We start from the raw sequence: 23530 nt of genomic DNA, 5'->3' as shown, positions 1-23530 counted from the left end.
GCTAACCCCTTATTGCATCACAAAGCCGGTAAACAATACCCGCTCAATTACTTTGCTGCCTTCAACATCCATTAAGGCTTTTTGTACCTTTTCAAGTGCAGAAAAACGAAGTGTTTCTTTACCAGAGCTCGTACTTAACTCATCAGCAGTTGTAGTAGAAAATACGCTTAGTAGCGTCCCTTCTATTAGTGGAATGTGTTTTTTGGCTGTTTCTTCATTTACTTCGCCACGTACTAATAACTGTACTTTAATTTGCACAATTCTGTCGCGACTTGAACCGGGAACGTTAAATACAAATGGGCGTGGCATTGACACATATAAAGCACTGCCTATTTCAGCTGAATCACCAACAGCAGCAGAAGGAGCATCTGCTGACATCGCAGTCTCTTCATCTAAGGTTTCAACTGGCGCATCCGAACCCGACATAAAAAAGTAACCTGCAGCACCGCCTACGATAAGTAGTACAGCTACTATGATTATTATTAGTTTCTTTTTGCTTTTACCGGTTTCTTCAATTTCTAAACTTGTTTCTTCAGCCATCATGATTCCTTTAATCGCAAAGGTACTTGCTTGTTTTAGTTATTATAATAGCAGCACTTAGGCATAGTAATCTATTGATGATGAAGTTTGTTGTCGAGAACTTTGTGCAGTGTTATTTGCTTGCTCGTCGTTTTCATCATTAACTGACTTATTATTAGCCATATTACCTTGGGGTCCACTCTCACTTTGCTCGGCAGTTTCACCACCTGATTGCCCATAAGAAATAGTACTTTCACCAAGCTCTAACCCTTGTTGCGCTAACATTTCACGTAAGCGCGGCATTGATTGTTCAAGTGCTTCTTTGGCTTGCTGGTTTTGTACTACAAAGTTTATATGTGCTTGTTCTGCATCGCTACGAATACGTATTTGCATACTGCCCATTTCAGGAGGATCTAGGCGAATTTCTGCTTCTTTGTTATTAATGCTCAGCATTGAGCTAACGCGCTCTTGCAGTAATTTAGCTGCATCACTTTTAACAATATTAATTGCCTGCATTACACCAGGATCAATACTTACTTGCTTAACTTGCGATGTACTTTGTAATTGTTGAGTTTGTACTATTTGGGTATCAAGTAAGCTCTGCTCATAACTTAATGAGTCGTATTGGCTTAATGTGCTCACTTGCTGAGTATTTAAAGCAGCTGTAATTTGCGTAAATATTTGTGCTACGCGTGCAGGTGTTTGTTCTGCAGTTATTTTCTTAAGGCCATCTTTTTGTAATTCTTCAAGTGATTTTAATAAATCATCACGCTTAGTTGAGGTTGTTACGGCTTTATTTAAATCAGCCTCTTCGTTTGTTGATGTCTTTAAGCTTAACTTTTGTGGATTATATACTGTGTTAGGAGTCTCTGACGCTACAAACGTTTTTGAGTCGGTCTTAGCGGTATCGGCAAGTCCTATTTCAATTGAAGCTTTTAATTCATTAACTGTTTGCTTAAGCACTGCCAATTGCTCGCCTTTAGGCTGCTCTGTTTTAATATAAGCGTTTAATTGCGTTAATAAGCTTTGTTTTTCAGTTGTATTAAGTGAATTGATTTCTGCGCTAAAAGAGTGTTTAGCTACGCTACCCTGTGCTTCTTCATTATCAGTAATAAATTGCGCAAGCATTTGCTTAAGATTTGAAGTGCTACTAGTTGCGTTACTGGTTGAATCAGTATTTTCTAATACCTTAATTTGCGCGTTAAGTTGTGAGCGCTGCTCAGGCGTTAAACTAGCAATAACATCATTAGCTTTAATTAAGCTCGTATCTTTAGTCATTAACGTATCTATTGCTGCATTATTATCAGCTTCAGTTGCGGCTGAAGAAGACTGAGTAACGCCCGCTTTGTCGGTGAGTGTTGGCAAAACTATATTATTTTCATCAGCAGACTTATTTTGTCCTATTTGCTCTCTAGAACTCATTGAGGTTGAGACAACTTCAGGTTTTTCTAATATAGGGCCAATGCTGTCATCGGACTTTTTATTTATAGAATTTAATGGCCCTTCACTAGCTTCAGCAACACCACTTTTACGATGCTTGCCTTCATTTAATGGTAACGAATTCAAAGATGGTGAGCTAAAGTTATCGCTTTTTGAATCAGTTAATTTAGCCGTTTTAGAGTCTACATTAGTGGCAATTGGATTTTGCACTACACTGGCTGTATTCGCTTCTTTAGCCGATACTTCATCACTTGTATTAGTGGATGCAATTACTTGTGTGCTTTGTAATTGTGTATTCTCTATTTTGGTATTCTCTGCTTGTGTAGCTTCTAGCTCTGCATTTTCTGATTCTAAACTGTTAGTTGCATCGAACGGCTTATTAACCGAAGTGCTCATTGCTTGTGCTGAATTAATTTGATCAAGGATCTCAGCAGACACAAAAGTAACTTCGTCCGTTGTTACTTCATCTCGCTTTACGATCAGATTTTCATTTTCTTCTGGCTGTTTATGCTTAGGAATGGCAATCGAATTTTCGGCATTAGGATTTTTATTGCCTTTTAGCAAAGGCTCCATAGAGTTATGCGCTTCGTTTAGTTGGCTTAAAAATTCATCGCCTAAATTTCCTTCGCCATTAGCTAAGCTATTGTCTTTAAAAGCTAACAAAGAGTCTTTTTCAGAAGAAACTAAAAACGAAATGTTATTCATCGCCATAAATCACCTAATACCATTACGGCAATATGCCACCGCATACCGCCAAAAGTTAAATTCCACTAAGTAACAAAGCAATTAACGTGCCTGAATTACAAAGCTTTACGGCGTTGAAAAAACTGATTAGCAGAAAATTCATCTAACATTTTTTGCTCATTTTTTGCCATTAACACATTTGCTTTGATCTTTTGATTTTCGATTAATTTGGCGACTGCTTTAGCTTTAATTTGCTGCTTAAGCCACAGCGTTTTACGTTGAGTAACAACTTGTTTAGCCGTATTTACGGTACTTGCTTGTTGACGAATTGCTTCTTCAATTTTAGCTATAAAGGCATGGTACTGCCCAAACCCGGCGCTGGATAAACCCGACTTACCTTTTAGGTGTAACTGCTGAGAGTATTCAAGTCTAAAATTATTTAAACCTTGTAGCTTTTGTTGATTCGATTGCAAGTTTTGATTAGCTTGTAAGTAACTCATGCGCAAATTTTCTTCTTTATCATTTTCAATTTTGAGCAATAAATCGAGTTTGTTTTTAGCCATTATGCTTGTCCTAGTAACTGAGCAAGACCTTGCAGACCATCATCGTAACTAATGACATCTCGCATACCTTGTTGTAAAAATGCATTTACTCTTGGCATCATGTTTATGGCTTGGTCGAGCATTTGATCGGTCCCTTTTTGATAAGCGCCTAACGTAATCATATCTTTGTTTTGTTGATACATTGAATACACTTGCTTAAGCACTCGGGCTTGTTGCATATGCGGCTCAGAAACAACTTGAGGCATAACACGCGAAATCGACTTTTCTATATCTATAGCGGGATAGTGTCCGCTGTCAGCTAAATCACGCGATAGTACAATGTGGCCATCTAATATCGCTCGCGCGGCATCAGCAATCGGGTCTTGCATATCATCGCCTTCACTTAACACCGTAAAAAAAGCCGTTATTGAGCCTTGCCCTTCACCACCATTACCAGCACGCTCCACCAGCGCAGGTAATTTAGCAAACACCGAAGGCGGGTAACCTTTTGTAGCGGGCGGCTCGCCTACAGCAAGTGCAATTTCACGTTGCGCCATTGCGTAACGCGTTACCGAATCAAGTAACAATAGTACGTTTAAGCCCTGATCTCTAAAATACTCAGCAATAGTTACTGCGCTCTCACAGCCTTTTAAGCGCATAAGCGGTGATGAATCAGCTGGCGCTGCGACAACAACTGAACGTTTACGCCCTTCTACACCGAGTATTTCTTCAATAAATTCTTTTACTTCGCGGCCACGCTCACCTACTAGGCCAACAACAATCACATCGGCTTCGCTACCACGGGTCATCATACCCAGTAATACAGATTTACCCACACCAGAGCCTGCAAACAAACCCATACGCTGGCCTTGCCCTACTGTAATTACCGAGTTAATAGCACGCACACCTACGTCCATAGGCTTAGTGATTGGTCTTCTTGAAAGCGGGTTTATAGTGTTTTGCGCAAACTTTAAATGATGCTCAGCATTTATTTTACCCAAACCATCTAGCGGTCGACCTAAGCCATCCACCACGCGCCCCAATAAGCTCATGCCTACAGGCAAACCTAAATTATTAACTTGGGGAATAACACGCGCACCAGGTAATACACCAGAGATGTGGTCGTTAGGCATTAAGTACAAAGTTTGATCGTTAAAACCGACTATTTCGGCATCTACAAAGCCGTTCATGGTTTCTATTTTACATTGGCTACCAACGGGCGCACGTAAACCTCTAGCCTCAAGGGTAAGGCCAACAACACGCGTTAAAATACCTGCCACAGCAGGCGCTGGGGTTTTAATATGTTGTTGATATTGAGATAAGCGTTCGCTTAAAGGTGCACGTTGAGTTGACATAACACGCCAATAAAGTAGTTAGATACCACTATTATGCAAAAAACTATCCAACGTTTCTTTGACACGTGTTTTAAGAGTCATATCAAGTGACGATTGCGCTGTTTTAACTTCACAGCCACCGCGATCAAGTGTCGGTTCTGCCATTAATTGCCAGTTATTATCAATAATGGTTTGTTCGCCGTAGCTCTCTTTTATGAGTTCTAAGTCTTCGGGGTTTAAATGGATTCGTACTTTTTCTTGCTCCGCATTAAGTGAATCAATACTTTGCTTTAACGTGTGTAAAATCACATCAGGCGATGTTTTTACCTCTTGATAAATAACAGCCTCGGCTAACATGCTAGCAAGTTGTACTAATTGCTTTTCAGCTTGTTCGTCCACTTTATCTAGCGGTGCAGTTAGCCCCTCTAAAATGGCTTTTAAACTTGTTAACTGCTCTTCAATTAATGGTTTTACATCTTCAAGGCCTTGTGTTTTACCTTGTTCTAAGCCTTCTTTGTAGCCAGCTTCTTTACCTTCGCCAACGCCTTTTTCAAAACCGTCTATGTAGCCTTGCTCATGACCTTGCTTAAGGCCTTCTTCGTACGCGTCTTGTCTAATGCGTTCAAGCTCAACCATGGTAAGCGCAGGAAGTTCTGGTTCTTGCGGCTCATCAACCGGCATTTCTTCAGCTAATTCTTTTTTATAAAGCTCACTAAGTGGAGTGCCATAAGCTGTAGAGCGATTACCAAAGCTGCTCTCATCTGGTGCTACATCTGGAATAGCCCAGTTTTTTAATAATTCATCTGCTTCATCAGCCCGAAGTGTGCGTCCTTTGAGTTTGCTCATGGTTTACAGGAACTCCTCGCCACCGCCGCCGCCGAGCTGAATTTCACCTGAGTCAGATAAACGACGCGCTGTTGATAAAATCTCTTTTTGCGCCGCTTCTACTTCGCTTATACGTACCGGTGCCATAGCTTCTAAATCATCAGCAAGCATTTCGGCTGCACGCTTAGACATATTGCCCAGTATTTTGTCTTTAAGCGCATCGTCGGTGCCCTTAATTGCTTTCATTAATACGTCTTGTTGTACTTCTCGTAGGATTGCTTGAATACCACGGTCTTCAACATCCATTAAGTTTTCAAACACAAACATAAGATCTTGAATCTGCTGCGACATCTCTTCGTCATGTTCACGAATAGAGTCCATTAACTGCCCTTCTACGTTGGTATCTAGGTAGTTCATAATATCTGCAGCTGCTTTTAAGCCACCCATTTTAGCGGCTTGTGCACCTGCTTGGCCGGCAAATTGTTTTTCCATAATTTCGTTTAGCTCTTGCAGTGCTGCCGGCTGAACTTCTTCAAGGTTTGCAATACGCATGGTTAAATCTAAGCGCACTTTTTCAGGGAACTGAGCAATAATCTCAGCAGACTGCTCTGGCTCTAAGTACGATAATACAATGGTTTGAATTTGTGGATGCTCATTACGAATAATGTTTGCTACCTGCTTAGAGTCCATCCATTTTAATGAATCCAAGCCTTTAGCGCCTGAGCCCATAACAATTTGGTCAATAAGGCTAGCGGCTTTGTCTTCACCAAGTGCTGCAGTAAGCGCTTTTTTAATAAAGTCTTCTGACTGAAAACCAATGGTACTAAAGCTTTGAATTTGTTCTATAAACAAGTTGTGTACAGCGCTAATCTTAGCTTGTGATAAGTCCTGTAACCCAGCCATAGCCATACCCACTTTTTGTACCTGTTTAGGTTCTAAGTGTTTAAGGATTTGCGCGGCATCTTCTTCTGATAAACTCAAAAGTAATATAGCGGCTTTATCTACCCCATCTAGCTTATCAACATCAAAGGCTGGCGGGAGTTGTTTTTGTTCTTGATCAGTCATCTTCTGTTAACCACGCTTTGACTACTTGTGATGATAGTTCTGGTTCGTTAGCTACAAGGGCACGAATTGCTTTAAGTAAATCTTCGTCGCCATGTAAATCCGGTAACTGCAGTGTACCATCACTTGAGAAACCAACCGAAGCAGAATCAAAGTCTTTATTTAGCATATCAAGTGTATTGTCGCCAATATCTACGCCTGAACTTAATGCATCTTCGTCGTATTCTTCTAGTGTATCGTCTGGGTAAATTAAGCGTTTAAGCATTGGTTTTACTACTGCCATTATCAATACAATGATAACTAAGGCGCCTAATACAAGGCGGGCTATTTTCATAAACCAGTCTTGTTCCCACAGTGGCACTTCTATTGCTAAATTTGTTTCTTCACGTACAAACGGCACTGTTACGACTTCAAGTGCATCACCACGTTGCATATCAAAACCTACACCACCTTGTAGTAAGCGACGAATATTTGACAATGCCTCTACCGAACGTGGAGTCATGGTTGTTTCACCGTTTTCTCCCACTTTAGCAATGTAGTCAACAGCAACTGATACGCTTATTCTACGTATTACACCACTTTGCTGGCGCTTATGAGAAATTGTAGTGTCGAGTTCATAATTACGCGTTGCTTCTTTGTGGCTGCGTGTTGGTGATGTAGCTGTGCCTGCACCACCTTGCCCCGCAACCTCAGGAATGTTCGAGTTTAACGGTGGCTGATTTGTAAGCGCACCTGGAATACCAACAGCTAGGCCGCCAATGTTATTTTCTTCAAATGTGGTTTCGCTTCTAACCGCTGGTAGGTCTGGGTTATAACGCTTTTGAGTTTCCTCAATCGAGCTAAAGTCCATACTCAAATCAACTTGAGCGGTATAGTTTGCAAGTCCAACAACCGGTATTAAAATACTGTCTATTTTTTCAAGGTACTCTTGTTCGCGCTTACGTTCTAAATCGTATTCTTTACGAGAGCGTGCTGCTAATGAGCTTTGCGAACCTGAATTTAGTAATCGACCATTTTGATCGGTAACAGTAACTCGCATAGGCTCTAAACCCTGTACTGCCGAGGCAATCATATCAACAACAGAGTCTACTTCTTCACGGTCGAGTGAGCGACCACGCTTAAGCGTTAATACAACAGTTGCTGATGGTTTTTTCTCTCTACGCGCAAATACGTTTTCTTTAGGAATAGCTAACAATACTTTGGCGCGAGTAATGTTGTTAAGTTCTTCAATGGTGCGGGCAAGTTGTTGCTCGCGGCCATGTTTTAGGCGTTCGCGCTCTAAGCGTTGGCTTACACCAAAGCCCATATCTTGCATAATTATATCAGAGCCCGACGCTGGCCCTTGCTCTAACCCTTCGCGGGTCATTAACAATTTAATATTTTGGTATTCGCTTTCATCAACCGATACAACATTACCATCTAGTTGATATTCAATTTGTTGCGCATCTAAAAAGTCGAGCGTTTGAATAAGCTCTTCAGTTTGCATTTTGCCTAACGGGCGCATATCTGGCTGACGAGCCCAAATAATAATAAAAATCGCGATAGCTAAACAAATAGCCAATGCTATAACCAATGTTACTTGGCGCAATACATCAACACCATTTAAAGCACTTAAGTAGCCTGACTTTTGTTCTTGTTGATCATCACCACCACTTTGGTCAATACCGCCACCAGCAAGTGCTAGGTCTGTAGATTGGTTAGATTGCGCCACAATAATTCTCCACTACCTAATTAAACAGGCATGTTCATGATTTCTTTATAAGCTTCAACAAGTTTATTACGAACCTGTACTGTAGCCTCAAAAGCAACTGACGATTTTTGAGAAGCAATCATCGCCTCAGCAAGCGATACACTTCGATCACCCATCTCAACTGCTGTTACTTTTTGAGCGGCATCTTGTTGTAATCCATGCACTGAATTTAGTGCATCACTTAGCATGTCGCCAAACTGGGAAGTAGAAGTAGGTTGAACTTGAGTCGGCAATTTATTTATTTGATTATTACGGCCGGCTTCTAAAGCCATTGATTGCATTTCTTGAAATACAGCACTGTTTTGAATTTTCATAATTTATCTCTGACACGCAGTGAACTCTTACAAGTAATAAAGCACAAAGCATGCCAAATAATTAATCATTAAAATACAATAGGTTAACTTTAATTTGTGTTAGTCAGAGTTTTGACAACCCTAAGTTCGTAGCGCAAACTTAGGGTTTATAGGAGGTTATGCAGGAAGTGAAATACCTAAATCGCGCATTTGCGCTAGTTTATAACGTAAAGTTCGTGGGCTTATGCCCAACGTTTCGGCAACGTCTTTACGCTTGCCTTGGCAACGTGCAAGGGTTTCTAAAATAATGCGATGCTCTTTGTCTTTAAGCTCATCTTTATAGCTACCGGTATCTGCCGCTAGTAAACCTTGCTTAGGCTCATCCTCTGCATGCGATTTTTCATCATAATATGCAGAGCTTAGCGTGCTTTTATCAACGCCTTTATCTGCGTGAGCTAATTCTGTTGGCGATACTGTTTGCGCTGGTGCCAATGATGGCTCCATAACAAAGTTATTAGATACTAAGTTTTCGATAAAAATAGCATGCTCGTTTATTGTATCGCCACTTCGCAATATAAGTGCACGCTGTATAACGTTATCAAGTTCGCGCACATTGCCAGGCCACGCATGAGCCAATAACTTTTGCTCAGCAGCTTTATCTAAATATGCCATGGGCTCTTTGCTTTTACTTATATGGCGCTCAATTAAATGCTTAGCCAATACAATAATATCGCCAGGGCGTTGGCACAACGGTCGCCACATTAGTGGAAAAACATTAAGCCTGTAATATAAATCTTCTCTAAACTGATTTTCAGACACGGCTTCTTTTAAATCACGATTACTGGTTGCCAAAATACGTACATCGAGCTGGATTGTTTTACGACCCCCTAAACGCTCTACTTCACGTTCTTGCAGTACGCGTAACAGCTTTGCTTGTAGCCCTAAGTCCATCTCAGTAATTTCATCAAGTAAAATAGTCCCGCCCTGTGCTTGCTCAAACTTACCCGGACATGCTTGAATCGCCCCCGTAAAAGCCCCTTTTTCATAACCAAATAAAGTGGCTTCGAGCATATTTTCAGGAATAGCCGCGCAGTTAATCGCCACAAATGGCTCATTACATCGGCTCGACTTATCATGAATATAACGAGCGAGTACTTCCTTACCTGAACCACTTGGGCCAAGTACCATTACACTTGCATCAGAGCGTGCTACTTTACTTGCAAGCTCCAATAATTGAATACTAGTTGGGTCGGCAACAATGGGGCCGTCGGTTTCTTTTGCTTTTTCAGGCAAATAACGACTCACCATATTTAACAGCACTTCAGGTGCAAATGGTTTAGCCATGTAGTCAATTGCACCTAGGCGCATGGCTTCTACCGCATCGTCAATTGTGGCGTACGCCGTCATCATCAATACAGGTAAATCAGGGTGGTTTAATTTAATACTGCGTAGTAAATCAAGGCCACTCATTGCGCCCATTTGCACGTCGCTTACAACAAGCGAAAATTGATCTTTTTTAAGCAGTAACATTGCTTGCTCAGCACTGTTAGCTGCAACACATTCAATACCCGATATTTCAAGGGTATCTATTAAGGCTTCACGAAGCCCAGCGTCATCTTCGACAACTAAAATAGTGTTACTCATAATGATCCCTCTAATTTAGATGTTGCCTTAATAGGCAGTAACAAGCTAAAGCAGGCACCACCCTGCGTATTATTGGTCACATCAACACGGCCTTGGTGCGCACTAGCCACCGAACTCACTACAGCAAGTCCTAAACCTGTGCCCTGACTTTTTGTAGTAAAAAATGGTTCAAAAATTTTATCGCTTTGGCTTAAATCAACACCTGGGCCATTGTCGCTCACACTAATACGAACCATATCTAAATCTTTTAAATCTCTTTGTGCGCTAATTTTTACTTTTGCACCGCCGCCAATAACTTGAATACTATTGTGCACAAGATTTTGAATAGCACTGGCCAATGCCGTTTTATTACCGACTATTTGTATATCTGGCTCTGGTAAGCTTACATCCAGCTCACTTTCATTAAGTGCGACCATCGCATCAGCGCCCGCTTTAACTTCTGTTAAAAGCTGCTGCATTGAAACTTGCTCAACAACTTGCTGATCGCCACTTTTAGCAAATAACAGCATGTCGTTTACTTGAGTTTCTAAATCTTTTAAACGCGACATTAACTTTGTTTGAAAGTTATCGCGAGATGCTTCGGGTAAGCGCTTAGACCCTAAATTAGCAGCGTACAGCATAGCGGCTGAGAGCGGCGTACGGACTTGATGCGCCAGTGACGCAACCATTTTACCCAGCGCGCTTAATCGCTGCATATGTGCAACACGTTTTTGTAAACGGCGAGTTTCGGTTAAATCCGTCATTAAAATAAGTTGCCCAGGCTCTGGTGCTAAAGCAGTAATATCAAGTTTTATTAGGCGCCCGTCTTTTAAAGACACTTCGTGACCATCATCTTGATGTGGCCTAAAAGAGCGCTGAATAACATTAAACCAGCGTTCGCCTTCAAGTGGCTCGCCAAGCATATCAATCGCTATTTGATTCGCTTTTGCAATCAACCCTTTGCCATCAAGTACAACCACGCCTGCTGGCATGGTATCAACCAAATGCGAAAGCCAACTTGCTTGCTTGCGCAGATCGCTTAATTCACCAATGTACTCCTCTTGAAGTAAACATGGGTTATACTGATTTGCAGAAAAAAACTGTGGTTTTAGCACGCTAGCAAGGGCCATAATCAAATCTCGAATTGATGTAGATACATGTCTAAATGCACGATTTATACCAAAATTTATTTACATACTTATCATTAAGTTACATCAATAATTTGAGCGACATAAAAATGACGCACGCAAAAAGGAATAATAATGAGTGAGCAAATAAAGTGCCGTTGCCCGTGGCTCGACACCACTAAACCCGACTACGTTATTTACCATGATGAAGAATGGGGCGTCCCCCTTTATGATGATACAAAGCTGTTTGAATTTATCACTCTTGAATCCGCGCAAGCCGGCTTAAGCTGGTACACAATTTTAAAAAAGCGCAGCGGTTACAAAAAAGCATTTGCTAATTTTGATGTAAAAAAAGTAGCCCAATTCACACAGGATGACATTGAGAGACTAATGCTTAATGAGGGTATTGTGCGCAATCGCTTAAAAATTGCGGCAACTGTTAACAACGCTAAACGCTTTATAGAAATACAAAAAGAATTTGGAAGTTTTAGTAACTACCAATGGCAGTTTGTGGGTAATAAACCGATTATAAGTAATTTAAATAACGTTGAGGACTACCCAGCAATTACAGAGGCATCAACTGCATTTGCGAAAGATTTAAAAAAACGGGGTTTTAAGTTTTTAGGACCAACCACGGTTTATGCCCATATGCAGGCCTGCGGTATGGTTAACGATCACAGTAATGATTGTTTTAGAAAAGAAGAAATTATTGAGGCTTTTAGTAGTAAGTGATTAAAAGCCATAAAAGTAATTTGTTCACAAAGAGGTTAAGAGACGCTGCGCTATAGAGAAGTAACGCGTAAGTTGGCTATGGTTTCTCATTTATCCTCGTTTTTCACGCGAGCAGTCTAGCGTCTACAACAAAAGTAAAAACCGTGTAGGTGCGAATTTACTTCGCGCTCTTGCTAATATTTTTTAAGTAAAGTGCGGTATAAAACCGCACCTACAAAACGAGGGGTTATTTATCTACTGTGTTTGGCCAATTTATAACTAAACACTGACAGCTGCTTTTAAACCTTAATCTCTTGAAAGATTATACTTTTTCATTTTCTCAACGAGTGTGGTTCTGCGAACACCCAATATCTCTGCAGCGCGAGCCACAACGTAATCATAGCGCTCTAACGCTTGGGTTATTAAGCTTATTTCGAGCTCGGCTAAATAATCTTTAAGTTCAATGCCATCATCAGGCAACAGCCCACTACCCGTTTGGCTAAACTCAGCATCTGGCTCAGTTTCGTAATCGCTAAAACCGGTGCTAAATATATCGTTAAAGGCGTCTTTTTCCATTAACTCTTCAGGGTATTCAGGCTCGTAGGCTTCAACTTCAATGTAACGATATTTATTAGGTAAATCGGGAATATCAACCACTTTCTCAGGAAACATAATAACCATTCGTTCCACTAAGTTAGCAAGCTCACGAATATTACCAGGCCAAGCATGTTCTTTTAAGCTCTCAACTGCGCGCTCGGTAAACTTAGCGGTAGAACCTGTTTGGTCGTTAACTCGGCGCATTAACTCCTTTAAAAGCAGCGGTATATCATCAGCACGTTCACTCAGCGATGGGTTTTCGATAGGAAATACATTTAAGCGGTAATATAAATCTTCCCTAAAACTGCCCTCTTCAATCATTGTTTCAAGATTACGATGCGTGGCCGCAATAACGCGTACATCAGCCTGAATGGCCTTTGTACCACCAACACGCTCGTAGCTGCGTTCTTGCAATACTCGCAGCAACTTAACTTGCATTTGCAGTGGCATATCGCCTATTTCATCTAAAAATAGCGTTCCACCTTGAGCTAGTTCAAACCGCCCTTTACGAGCCGATATAGCACCAGTGAACGCGCCTTTTTCGTGGCCAAATAGTTCACTTTCGAGCAGCTCAGCCGGTATAGCACCACAGTTAACTGGTACAAACGGTCCATTAATACGCTTTGAAAGCAAGTGTACATTACGGGCAACCACTTCTTTGCCTGTGCCTGATTCGCCTAAAATTAAAACATTAGCGTCGGTTTTTGCCACTTGTTCAATTAAAAAGCGAACATCTTTTACGGCCTCTGTTTCACCAACAAGTCCATCAAAAATTTTATGTGGTTTAGTATGCTTATGCTCGTTTGGCAGCATACGCTGATACTGCTGGCAATCGTGAAGTAACTGAGTTGTCACTTCGTGATTAAATGGCTCGCAAATAAGCCCCACCACATTAGCTATACTTAATAGTGGTTTTAGCGTTTCGCCAATTAATAAAAACGGTAATGTTGGATAGCGTTTAATTAAGCTTTCGTGGTCAAGTGATTGCAACGCTCCTAAAATAATCATGCATTCTTGCTGCTGATATTTTTTGCATTCTTGTTCAAAGCAGTCTTCGCTTAATAGTTCAGCAGCTTCACCAATAAAGCCAAGTGAAGCATTTAATCCTATTGCGCGGTTGTTATTATTATCTAAAATCAAGATCATATTTAGCGAGCCGTACTTTCACTAATTTGTATAATTAGTTAAATTGTAAGCCAGTTCAGCATGGATGCAAGTGATAGCGGCAGTTTTTTGACATAAACGCCAAAAAACAGACGGGTTAGTTAAGTCAATCATACTTAATGGTTAATCATTAAGTATGGGTTATAGTTTTAACTTAGTTATTACTTAGCCATTACCTAGCTATTACTTAACTGTAACTTAGCCCTAAAAATTAATTTACTCGGCAATAAAAATGCTATTGTTAGTAAATAAACTCAATTATAAATTTAAGTTGAAGTTACAAATGCCGATATATAGATAAGTGAAAATGCTTGGCATTAATATTGCTTTGTTTTTATAAAAGTATAAAAGCTTTATTAGATTTTTATATAAGTTTTTATATTAGCTTTCACATAATTTTATCGTTTTAAATTTTAGGATTTTCCCATGGCTCATGTCTCAGTAAAAAAATACAGTCAAGTTCGTGCTAGCAGCATTGCCGAAATGGCACCTTACGAACAAATAAACCTTATATTCAGTAATATTATTGGTCGTTTAGCTGCAACAAAGGGCTTTATTGAGCGCAAAGAAATAGCAAAAAAAGGTGAAAATATTTCAGCATGTATTTTGTTATTTGGTGCACTGCAAGATGCACTTAATTTAGAAGTAGAACAAGACCCTAGTATTTCTAACAATTTATTGGCACTTTACGATTACTGCCAACGTCGCTTAACGCAAGCTAACCTACATAACGATATTGAAGCAATTACTGAAGTATCAAGTATAGTTAAAGAAATTAAAGAAGGTTGGGATAATATCCCACTAGATCAACGCAACCCTGCGGTTTAATTTTAATTATGGATTCGCAAACACCAATAAGCCATGCTGAGCAGATACAAGCATTACTTAGTAACATTGAAGTGTTGGTAAATGATAATAATGCAGACGAAGCTCAGCCTCTTTTAGACACTTTAAATACTAAACTAAAGCAATGGTGCGAAAGCAGCGGCGGCCCAAGTGCAGAGCAATTAGAATTAATTCAGCTTCGTATCAACACTATTTTAGTAACAGCGAATGGTGCAAAAAACGAATCTTCTAAAGCTATTATTAAACATAAAAAGTCAGGAAAGGCGATAAAAGCTTATAAAGCCATCTAGTGAATAGGTTTAATAAACTACCTTTATTCAAACTAAATACATGGCTATATCTTACTATTTGAATCAAAGAGCAATACACAAAAAAAACCGCTAAGTTTAAACTTAGCGGTTTTTTATTAAATCTATAATATTCTTACTCAGCTATTAATTTGATTGCCTAACTACGCCTGGCATGTTCTCTAATTGAGCTTGGACATAGCTGCTGGTGTTATTAAGGCTCGCCACCAATAAATCCATCGCATTATATTGAGAATATAAACGAGCTGATAACGACTCCATTTTACTTGTTAAACTTTCTCTTTGATCATCTAAATCATCTAACTGATTTGTTTTACTATCAATTCTGTTTTGGATAATACCGTCAGAATCTGTATAAAAACTAACTAAATCATCAAACGACTGTGCAAAGCCATCATCATTACTACCAACAAAAAATTGCTGTACTAAACTAACATCGGATTTAATTTGATCATTCAATGTGTCACTATCCAAGCTAAGCACACCATACCGGTCAGTTGTTACTCCTAATTGTGAAAGTGATAACGAACTCCCTCCTACATTTACTGAATCTGTTATTGTATCTCGCAGTTTAGACATTACACCACGTAATAATGAGTCCCCAGCCATTACGCCAACGCCATCTTCACCTGACGCACCTAAGGTGTTACTAAGCTCTAACAACTCGTTGTAACTACTGATAAAACTATTTAAACCTGTTTTAATATTATTATTGTTCTCAGTAACTGATATGTCGCTTATGTCGTCATCGATGTCATGCAGTTTCTTAACATTAATGTCAACACCATCAATAACATTGCTAAACTCATTAGTATTACTTGATACAGTCAACGCACCATCAATTGTTATCTGTGCATTTTGTGCAGCGTTTACTTCAGTTAGATTAGTAGTATGGTTAGCTGGATCTGCATCTGATACGTCATAAGCTAATCGAGATAATCCGCCAGTATCAGTATTATTACCGTCATCGTCTTGTACGGAAATTGTAATTGCGTTGTCTTCACCGGTTTCTTTACTTGTAAGTACTAAATGCTGACCTGTATCACTCGTGACTATAGTGGCCACAACTGAATCATTACTATCATTGTCAGTAAAAGGGCCGTTATTAATTTGGTCTCGTAAATCTTCTAACGTGTTTGTAGCCGATAAAACCGTAGAAAAACTATTTGTGCCAGAGCCTATCGTGATTACACCCGCACCTATAGCCTCGTCTGCAGCAAACGCAGGGGAAGATAACTTATGAGCTTGTGCTAATGCGTCTACTTTTACGTTATAGCTTCCAGGCTGCGCGTTTTCATCTGCGCTAATAGAGATAAAGTCATCAGTACCTGATGTACTACGCTGCTGGTATTTATCACTATCCCCCAAAGCTTCCATTGAGGTTTGCACTTTTTCGAGCGCTGACTTAAGTGCGCCAACAGCTGAAATATCTGTTGTTAAATTAGCTTCTTTAGTATTTAAACGAGCTTCAGCAGGTGCTTGTTCAGCATTAACTAATGCATCAACAATATCTGATACGGCTAAACCTGAGCCTAAGCCATTAAACGAAATAGACATACTTCACCTCTTAAATACTCAAAAATAAACTAACTTATTATTAGTGATTGGAACTACTCACTAAACCGTTTGATCAATCAAAATACCTGCCGATTCAGATAATTTAGACACTAAACTTAACACTTCCTCAGAAGGATATTGTTTAATGACTTCACCACTGTTTTTATCAAGAACTTTAATTACATCGCGGCCTGAATCTTCATCAACTTTAAATTGTAAACTTCGGTTCATTTCGCCCATAAAGTCCTGCAATTGTTGCGCCATCTCTTCTAACTGTTCACGCTCTAAAGGCTGCTTTTCCGTAGGGTTTATATCGTATTGGTTTTTCTGTAATTGCTGTTGATTTTGTTTATCCACTTGATTTACATCATCAACAGCTCGTTCGGTTAAAGAGTGAACAACCTGTCCTACCTGCTTGTCATTTCCAGCGGTTAGATTAGATAACGTTGTAACCTCTGCATTTGAAGTAATTGTATTCATAACAGATTCCTATGTGTATTTAATTAAACCAACAATAGCTTAATTTTAGCCCTTGAACCATAAAAGGAGGTAGCTAAAGCCACCTCCTTTTATTGTAAAACTAATACTGACTTTATGTACTAGCTAACCATTAAGCTAACGCTTGACTTATTAACCTAATAAGCTAAGTGCTGTTTGTGGCAACTGATTTGCTTGCGACAAGATTGATGTACCTGCTTGTTGCAATATCTGGTTCTTCGTCATCTCAGCGGTTTCTGTTGCGAAGTCAGTATCTTGAATTCGACTACGTGATGCAGACACGTTCTCAGAAATATTCGCTAAGTTACTTATTGTATGGTCAAAACGGTTTTGAACCGCACCTAAGCTCGCTCGTTGTGAGTCGATGTTTGCAATCGCGTTATCGATAATTGCTAACGCATCTTGTGAGCCTTTCTGGCTTGTAATATCAACGTCAGCAACATCATTTAGCTTACTTGTTACATCAGTTACACCAGCGGCTAAAGACGCATCGCTTGCTTTAGCACTAAATGTTTCTGAGGAATTCAACTGAACAGCACCTGATACTCTAGTTGCACCAGCGGCTGTATTTAATGTTACGGCTGCACCAGCAGCCCCATTATAACCTTCTGGAGTAACATCAAGTTCAACTGATGGCGTACCAGCGCTGTCGGTTAAACCCGCAAATGTAATATCTGCACCGTTGTTGTTTGATACAGAAAGAGCACCATTTTCAATTGTTGCTGTAACACCATGCTCATCAGTTGCACTGTTAATAGCCTCAGCTAGTGCTTGCTCATCACCAGCTTTAGTGCCAGTACCAACAAATGATAGCTTTTCGCCATTAAGTTCAAAACTTACAGATTCATCTGCAGTAGCTAGCGCAGAAAGAGATAAGCCAGCTTCAGTTCTTGCTTGAGCTGTAACGCCTGTAGAACTCGTTACACTGTTAATCGCAGCAGCGGCATCTTCAGCACTCGCACCAGCAGCAATAGTAACTTGAGCATCATTACGTCCAGATATATCATATGTACCACCAGCAACAGCACTATTAGCTAAAGTTGCTGTGGCAGCTGCAGCTTGTCCAAAACCATCTGCTGCTGCTGATTGTAAATTAACTTGGTTAGAACCAATTTTCNTGCAGATACGTTCTCTGATATGTTCGCTAAGTTACTTATTGTGTGGTCAAAACGATTTTGAACCGCACCTAAGCTCGCTCGTTGTGAGTCGATGTTTGCAATCGCGTTATCAATAATTGCTAGCGCATCTTGCGAGCCCTTCTGGCTTGTAATATCAACGTCAGAAACATCATTTAGCTTACTTGTTACAGATGCAACCGCGGATAAAGTTGTATTTGCACTAGCTGCAGTAAATGTTTCTGAAGAGTTTAATTGAATTCCCCCTGTAATGTTTACAGCTACAGTTGTACCACTTACCAAATCAAAATCAGTATCATCTTTACCATCGTAACCTTGGGCTTTAACAGCTACTTCGGTAGCAACATTAGCACCTGCAGAATCTAAAGCACTAAAATTAGTAAGAGCAATATCCTCCCCTTCGTTATTAGATACTGTAAATACTCCATTATCGATTGAAGCAGTTACACCATGCTCATCGGTTGATGCATTAATTGCTTCAGCCATTGCTTGCTGATCACTGGTAACATTACCTGTTGTTGCGTAAGATACTTTTTCATCATTTAAAGAGAAACTTACAGTTCCATCGGCAGCGCCAGGAACTGATATTACTAACTCAGCTTCAGTTCTTGCCTGTGCTGTAACGCCTGTAGAAGATGAAAATTCATTGATAGATGCTGCACCAGCTTTAGCGCTAGAGCCTGCTGCAATATTAACAGTTGCACTATTTCGGCCATCAATTGTATAGGCAGCTGCTCCAACCGAATTTGCTGCACTAGCAGAACCAAAGCCAGTATTAGCCGCGCCTTGTAAATTAACTTGGTTAGAACCAATTTTCTCTGCCGCTACACTAGACAGNTGCAGATACGTTCTCTGATATGTTCGCTAAGTTACTTATTGTGTGGTCAAAACGATTTTGAACCGCACCTAAGCTCGCTCGTTGTGAGTCGATGTTTGCAATCGCGTTATCAATAATTGCTAACGCATCTTGTGAGCCTTTCTGGCTTGTAATATCAACATCAGCAACATCATTTAGCTTACTTGTTGTTTCTGTAACTACACTAGCTAGTGAATCATCAGACGCTTTCACACTGAATGTTTCTGGAGAGTTTAATTGAATACCGCCCGAAATTCGCGTTGAATCAGTCGCAGTACCTGCTACTCCACTTGTTAGTACAACAGGAACAGCTGTACCCGTTGCGCCATCATCTTCAACACCTGCATAAGACAGAGCTGTCACTGATAATGTACTCGCTACAGCAGCACCAGCGGCATCTGCTGTTGCATAGCCTTCTAACGTTATATCTGCACCCGTATTATTAGATACTGATAATATACCGTTTTCAATACTCGCTGTTACGCCATGTTCATCAGTTGCACCATTAATAGCTTCAGCCATTGCTTGCTGGTCGCCATCTGCATTACCTGTAGCTACGTATGAAACCTTCTCGTCGTTAAGCTCAAAACTAACCGTCTCGCCAGAAACTGTTGCAGCACCACCAACAACTACCGTGGCCTCTGTTCTAGCTTGCGCACTAACACCTGTAGAGCTCGTTACACTGTTAATTGCAGCAGCTGTATCTTCTGCGCTAGCGCCTGCAGCAATAGTAACTTTAGCGTCATTACGTCCAGAAATATCATACGTACCGCCTGCATTTGTACTTACCGCAGCGGTAGAAGCAGCAGCTGCTGTAGCAGTACCAAAACCTTCGTTAGCAGTACCACCTTGTAAATCCACTTGGTTAGACCCAATTTTTTCTGCCGCTACACTAGACAATGATACGTTAATTGTTTCGTTTGCATTTGAACCAATTTGGAATGATTTTGAACCGAAGCTGCCGTTCAATAATTGCTGACCACCAAACGAAGTCGTATCTGAAATACGTGTTAGCTCTGTTGATAAAGCTGATACTTCTTTTTGTAGCGCTTCACGGTCTTCTGATGAGTTTGAGCCATTCGCTGATTGTAGAGCTAATTCACGCATACGTTGTAAAATACTTGTAGACTCACTCATTGCGCCTTCAGCTGTTTGCGCCATTGAAATACCATCGTTTGCATTTCTTTGAGCTACGCCTAAACCATTTACTTGTGATGTTAAACGATTTGAAATTTGTAGGCCTGCCGCATCATCTTTTGCGCTGTTAATACGCATACCCGATGATAAACGCTCCATTGATGTCGCTAAATCAGAACCTGATTGAGATAGGTTACGTTGTGCGTTTAATGAAGATACATTTGTGTTTACTGAAATCATAAGAAAACTCCTGATTACTTTCGTAAAAGTACTGTTTTGATTTAACCAAGAGCCGTAACAAATTTATGTACAAGCCCCTTACTGATTAACTTAACGGCAGGAAGTAAAATACCTTTAGTTTTTATTTAATAAATTGTACAAAAGTAAGTTAAACGCATAATTCAAAATGGTTTAATAAAAAATCAAATAATAAAAAACAAAAAAAGCGCAATAAATTGCGCTTTTCTAATACAAAAAAATGCTGTTAGTTTAATTAACCGCCTAGTAAACTAATCGCGGCTTGTGGCACTTGGTTTGCTTGCGATAAGATTGACGTGCCCGCCTGTTGCAAGATTTGATTTTTAGTCATATGCGCAGTCTCTACTGCGAAGTCGGTATCTTGAATACGGCTGCGTGATGCAGATACATTTTCAGCAATATTAGCAAGGTTACTAATTGTATGACTAAAGCGGTTTTGTACCGCACCTAAACCTGCACGTTGAGAGTCAATATTAGCTATTGCGTTATCAATTACTGATAATGCATCCTGCGACCCTTTTTGGCTGGTAATATCAATATCCGCTGCATTTTCTAAAGCACTTGTTACTTTAGTATTAACAGCATCAACAAAAGTAGTACCTGTTGTGCTAAAGGTATCTGATGAATTTAATTGGATAGCTCCAGCTATTCTGCCTGAGTCAGTTCCGCCTGTTGCAATAGTAACTGTATCACCATCTGTGCCATCATAGCCTTGGGGGATAATACCTAAGGTAGAACCCGTGCCGCCAGTAAAACCAACAATTTCAATATCTGCACCACTATTATCTGAAACAGACAGCACACCATTATCAATAGTTGCTGTAACACCATGCTCATCTGTTCTACTGTTAATAGCTTCAGCCATTGCTTGTTCGTCACCTGTTGCAGTTCCTGTTGCTACAAATGACACTTTTTCGCCGTTCAACTCAAAACTGACAGACTCACCTGCTGTCGTTTGTGTGCCCGTAATATCTAAACGCGCTTCTGTTCTGGCTTGTGCTGAAACACCTGTAGCACCTGTTACCTGATTTATTAAATCAGCAGCCTCTTCAGCACTAGCGCCAGCTGGAATAGCTACAGTAGAGTCTTCTCTTCCAGAGATTGCTAAATTACCATATGCTATTGTACTTGCAGCAAGCGTACCGGTGCCCGTTTCATTTACTTGACCAAAACCATCGACAGTAGTTGCAGATTGCAGGTTAGTTTGATTTGCACCGATTTTTTCTGCTGCCACACTTGAAAGTGATACATTTATTGTTTCGTTAGCGTTAGCGCCAACCTGAAATGTTTTGCTACCGTAGCTGCCATCTAATAATTGTTGTCCACCAAATGAGGTGGTATCGGCTATACGTGTCAATTCAACCTGTAAAGCTGATACTTCTTTTTGCAGCGCTTCACGATCTTCTGGTGAATTAGATCCGTTTGCTGATTGAAGTGCAAGTTCACGCATTCTTTGTAAAATACTTGTTGATTCACTCATTGCACCTTCAGCTGTTTGCGCCATTGAAATACCATCATTAGCATTTCGTTGAGCAACTGCTAGGCCATTTATTTGCGATGTTAATCTGTTTGAAATTTGTAGACCTGCGGCATCATCTTTTGCGCTATTGATACGCATACCTGATGATAAACGCTCCATCGAAGTTGCTAAGCCTTCACCTGATTTAGTTAAGTTACGTTGTGCGTTTAGTGACGACACATTAGTATTTACTGTTAATGCCATTTTACCATCTCCTAGGTTTAAACAGAGTGTGGTTCAACACGATTTAACAGGAACCACTGTTCGATAATTTCTTATAATAAGAAAAGCATTTACTGTGCCAACTTTAATTTATTTATAACTCATTGTTTTTAATGGCAAATATACAGCTTGTTAAATTGTAAATAAAGAGTGAAGTTGTTTCGGTGGGAGTGACATTTTTTTGCCGCAATTTTGTAGATAGTTATTGCCGCTTTAAAGTAGGTAAAGCGGCAAGGTATTTCTGCTTATAATCTGCTTATAACTTGCTTATAAGTAATCGAATAACGAGAGGTTAGTTAAACGGCCAAAAGTTGCTTGCGATGCTTGCAGTGCCGTTTCTTGTTTGGTTAGTTCGCTAATAGCTTCTGCCATGTCTACTTCGACTAAATCAGAAAGGTTACTTTTGTTTTGAATATCTTGTGCAAGGTTAGAGTCGCTAACGCTATCAACTGCGTTCATACGCCCACCTAAACTTGCTTGGGTAAACACAACTTGTTCACTGGCATTTTGTAATTGCACTAAGCCATCGGCTAACACTTCTTGAAAATCATCACCTTCAAGTGTGCCATCATTTAAACCTGTAATAAGTGATTGTAATGTATTGAGTACGTTTTCTTTGCCTGGCTTTTCAAGGCTAAAATCAAGCTGCCCAGGTGCTGAACCTTCAAATTCAATCTTCATACCTGCAAAATCGATTGGCTCATCTGTAACCTCACCCGTTACTGCGGGGGTTAGTGCTGCGCCGTCTCGGTATATTTCGTAGGTTTGTGGATCAGTTGCTGTAGCACCTGGGCTTACTAATACACTATAAGTATTTGCTGTTGCTGAAGCTGTTGGGTCTGCGTTGTAATTTGCTTGATGAAATTTATCAAACTCAGCTTGGCCGTCAACATATACACTTGCCGCTGTAATAGAGCCTGAAACACTTGCCGTGTTAGATTCTACATTTAATCGCGCGTTAGTTTTTTCAAACGTATCAAAACCGTTATCACTCGCTTTAATCGATACACCTTCAGCTATAGTTATTTGGTGCTGGCCTTGGTCGCCATTATAGGTGTACTCACCCGCTGCAGAATCAAACTGATATGGCTGCGTACTGTCTTGGTATCCTGAAAATATGAATTTTCCGTCTTCTGATCGGGTGTTCATTAAGTTAGCTAACGTTTGTTGAATGCCGCTAAGTTCTGATGCAATCGATTTTAAATCGTCTTTAGTGTACGCACCATTACCAGCTTGAATAGTGAGTTCTTGCGCTTGTTGAATATTGGTATTTATACTTTGCAATATGGTTTCCTCTGTTTCGAGGCGTCCACTTAGCTGAGCAATATTTTTTGTATATTGCTCGTTTGTTTGTATTTTATTTGAATATAGCATTCCTTGCGAAATAGCAGCTGGCGCTTCTGAGGTAGTTAAATACTTTTCACCTGTAGTTACTCGCTCTTGAGCATTTGCAACACCTTGTTGGTTGTCGAGTATTTTATTTATGTTGTTTTGGTACATTAAATTATTTGATAAACGCATA

22 protein-coding genes are annotated in these 23530 nt (G+C 40.1%); 4 read left to right on the top strand and 18 right to left on the bottom strand.

All coding sequences use genetic code 11. From position 1 onward, the window contains the following. Positions 1 to 9: 9 nt before the first annotated feature. The 10 genes from fliL to I6F48_RS02175 all read right to left on the bottom strand — a co-directional run bounded on the left by fliL (position 10) and on the right by I6F48_RS02175 (position 11202). The gene (gene fliL, locus I6F48_RS02220) at positions 10 to 540 is read right to left on the bottom strand and encodes a flagellar basal body-associated protein FliL (RefSeq protein ID WP_007585800.1); all 531 of its coding nucleotides are present in this window, start codon (positions 538 to 540) and stop codon (positions 10 to 12) included. Positions 541 to 597: 57 nt separating this feature from the next. After that, on the bottom strand, positions 598 to 2670 hold the full coding sequence (locus I6F48_RS02215) for a flagellar hook-length control protein FliK (protein ID WP_197118702.1): 2073 nt from the start codon (positions 2668 to 2670) through the stop codon (positions 598 to 600). Between the two features lie 89 nt (positions 2671 to 2759). Beyond that, the gene (gene fliJ, locus I6F48_RS02210) at positions 2760 to 3206 is read right to left on the bottom strand and encodes a flagellar export protein FliJ (RefSeq protein WP_197118701.1); all 447 of its coding nucleotides are present in this window, start codon (positions 3204 to 3206) and stop codon (positions 2760 to 2762) included. Continuing rightward, a complete protein-coding gene (gene fliI / locus I6F48_RS02205; RefSeq protein WP_002959338.1) occupies positions 3206 to 4540 on the bottom strand; it encodes a flagellar protein export ATPase FliI in 1335 nt (444 codons plus the stop codon). Before fliI ends, fliJ begins: the two co-directional genes overlap by 1 nt. Before the next feature lie 18 nt (positions 4541 to 4558). Next, positions 4559 to 5365 (bottom strand): flagellar assembly protein FliH, encoded by an 807-nt coding sequence (gene fliH / locus I6F48_RS02200; protein ID WP_197118700.1) that lies wholly within the window; start codon positions 5363 to 5365, stop codon positions 4559 to 4561. Between the two features lie 3 nt (positions 5366 to 5368). Further along, positions 5369 to 6409 (bottom strand): flagellar motor switch protein FliG, encoded by a 1041-nt coding sequence (gene fliG, locus I6F48_RS02195; protein ID WP_007581881.1) that lies wholly within the window; start codon positions 6407 to 6409, stop codon positions 5369 to 5371. Continuing rightward, a complete protein-coding gene (gene fliF / locus I6F48_RS02190) occupies positions 6402 to 8117 on the bottom strand; it encodes a flagellar basal-body MS-ring/collar protein FliF (protein ID WP_007581880.1) in 1716 nt (571 codons plus the stop codon). The genes fliG and fliF overlap by 8 nt, the downstream gene beginning before the upstream one ends. Before the next feature lie 20 nt (positions 8118 to 8137). Beyond that, positions 8138 to 8470, bottom strand: coding sequence for a flagellar hook-basal body complex protein FliE (fliE, locus tag I6F48_RS02185; protein ID WP_007581879.1), 333 nt, complete (start codon positions 8468 to 8470; stop codon positions 8138 to 8140). 156 nt (positions 8471 to 8626) lie between these two features. After that, positions 8627 to 10093 carry a sigma-54-dependent transcriptional regulator gene (locus I6F48_RS02180; protein WP_165740418.1) on the bottom strand — a complete coding sequence of 489 codons (1467 nt, stop codon included), beginning with the start codon at positions 10091 to 10093 and terminating at the stop codon, positions 8627 to 8629. Then, positions 10090 to 11202 (bottom strand): sensor histidine kinase, encoded by a 1113-nt coding sequence (locus I6F48_RS02175; protein WP_007581877.1) that lies wholly within the window; start codon positions 11200 to 11202, stop codon positions 10090 to 10092. The genes I6F48_RS02180 and I6F48_RS02175 overlap by 4 nt, the downstream gene beginning before the upstream one ends. Before the next feature lie 132 nt (positions 11203 to 11334). On the opposite strand from I6F48_RS02175, the gene I6F48_RS02170 reads away from it, so the two are divergent. Further along, complete coding sequence (locus I6F48_RS02170) at positions 11335 to 11931, top strand: DNA-3-methyladenine glycosylase I (RefSeq protein ID WP_165740417.1); 597 nt, start codon at positions 11335 to 11337, stop codon at positions 11929 to 11931. Positions 11932 to 12216: 285 nt separating this feature from the next. Here the strand turns inward: I6F48_RS02170 and I6F48_RS02165 are convergent, their stop codons facing one another. Next, positions 12217 to 13653 carry a sigma-54 dependent transcriptional regulator gene (locus I6F48_RS02165; RefSeq protein ID WP_165728693.1) on the bottom strand — a complete coding sequence of 479 codons (1437 nt, stop codon included), beginning with the start codon at positions 13651 to 13653 and terminating at the stop codon, positions 12217 to 12219. Positions 13654 to 14097: 444 nt separating this feature from the next. On the opposite strand from I6F48_RS02165, the gene fliS reads away from it, so the two are divergent. Together fliS and I6F48_RS02155 are read left to right on the top strand one after the other, a co-directional pair. Beyond that, positions 14098 to 14499, top strand: coding sequence for a flagellar export chaperone FliS (gene fliS, locus I6F48_RS02160; protein ID WP_101162758.1), 402 nt, complete (start codon positions 14098 to 14100; stop codon positions 14497 to 14499). Between the two features lie 8 nt (positions 14500 to 14507). Continuing rightward, positions 14508 to 14807: a hypothetical protein gene (locus tag I6F48_RS02155; RefSeq protein ID WP_165742327.1), complete on the top strand. Its 300-nt coding sequence runs from the start codon at positions 14508 to 14510 to the stop codon at positions 14805 to 14807. Positions 14808 to 14951: 144 nt separating this feature from the next. Here the strand turns inward: I6F48_RS02155 and fliD are convergent, their stop codons facing one another. From fliD to I6F48_RS02140, 3 genes are all read right to left on the bottom strand, one after another. Then, on the bottom strand, positions 14952 to 16382 hold the full coding sequence (gene fliD, locus I6F48_RS02150) for a flagellar filament capping protein FliD (protein WP_197118699.1): 1431 nt from the start codon (positions 16380 to 16382) through the stop codon (positions 14952 to 14954). Positions 16383 to 16442: 60 nt separating this feature from the next. Beyond that, on the bottom strand, positions 16443 to 16862 hold the full coding sequence (locus I6F48_RS02145) for a flagellar protein FlaG (RefSeq protein WP_165741901.1): 420 nt from the start codon (positions 16860 to 16862) through the stop codon (positions 16443 to 16445). Positions 16863 to 17012: 150 nt separating this feature from the next. Continuing rightward, positions 17013 to 17408: a flagellin gene (locus tag I6F48_RS02140; RefSeq protein WP_197118698.1), complete on the bottom strand. Its 396-nt coding sequence runs from the start codon at positions 17406 to 17408 to the stop codon at positions 17013 to 17015. A 157-nt stretch (positions 17409 to 17565) separates the two neighbouring features. On the opposite strand from I6F48_RS02140, the gene I6F48_RS02135 reads away from it, so the two are divergent. Further along, a complete protein-coding gene (locus tag I6F48_RS02135; protein WP_197118697.1) occupies positions 17566 to 17778 on the top strand; it encodes a hypothetical protein in 213 nt (70 codons plus the stop codon). A 136-nt stretch (positions 17779 to 17914) separates the two neighbouring features. On the opposite strand, the gene I6F48_RS02125 is transcribed toward I6F48_RS02135, so the two are convergent. From I6F48_RS02125 to flgL, 4 genes are all read right to left on the bottom strand, one after another. Continuing rightward, complete coding sequence (locus I6F48_RS02125; protein ID WP_197118696.1) at positions 17915 to 18502, bottom strand: flagellin; 588 nt, start codon at positions 18500 to 18502, stop codon at positions 17915 to 17917. 343 nt (positions 18503 to 18845) lie between these two features. Further along, the gene (locus I6F48_RS21450; RefSeq protein ID WP_197118695.1) at positions 18846 to 20249 is read right to left on the bottom strand and encodes a flagellin N-terminal helical domain-containing protein; all 1404 of its coding nucleotides are present in this window, start codon (positions 20247 to 20249) and stop codon (positions 18846 to 18848) included. A 253-nt stretch (positions 20250 to 20502) separates the two neighbouring features. Then, entirely contained in the window at positions 20503 to 21990 is a 1488-nt protein-coding gene (locus I6F48_RS02115; protein WP_165740352.1) for a flagellin, read from the bottom strand. A 285-nt stretch (positions 21991 to 22275) separates the two neighbouring features. After that, on the bottom strand, positions 22276 to 23529 hold the full coding sequence (gene flgL / locus I6F48_RS02110; RefSeq protein WP_165740349.1) for a flagellar hook-associated protein FlgL: 1254 nt from the start codon (positions 23527 to 23529) through the stop codon (positions 22276 to 22278). Position 23530: the final 1 nt, after the last annotated feature.

Origin of the sequence: Pseudoalteromonas sp. SWYJ118, from assembly GCF_015864505.1 — a bacterium.
Lineage (GTDB): Bacteria > Pseudomonadota > Gammaproteobacteria > Enterobacterales > Alteromonadaceae > Pseudoalteromonas > Pseudoalteromonas arctica.
This window is presented reverse-complemented; position numbering and strand designations above follow the sequence as displayed.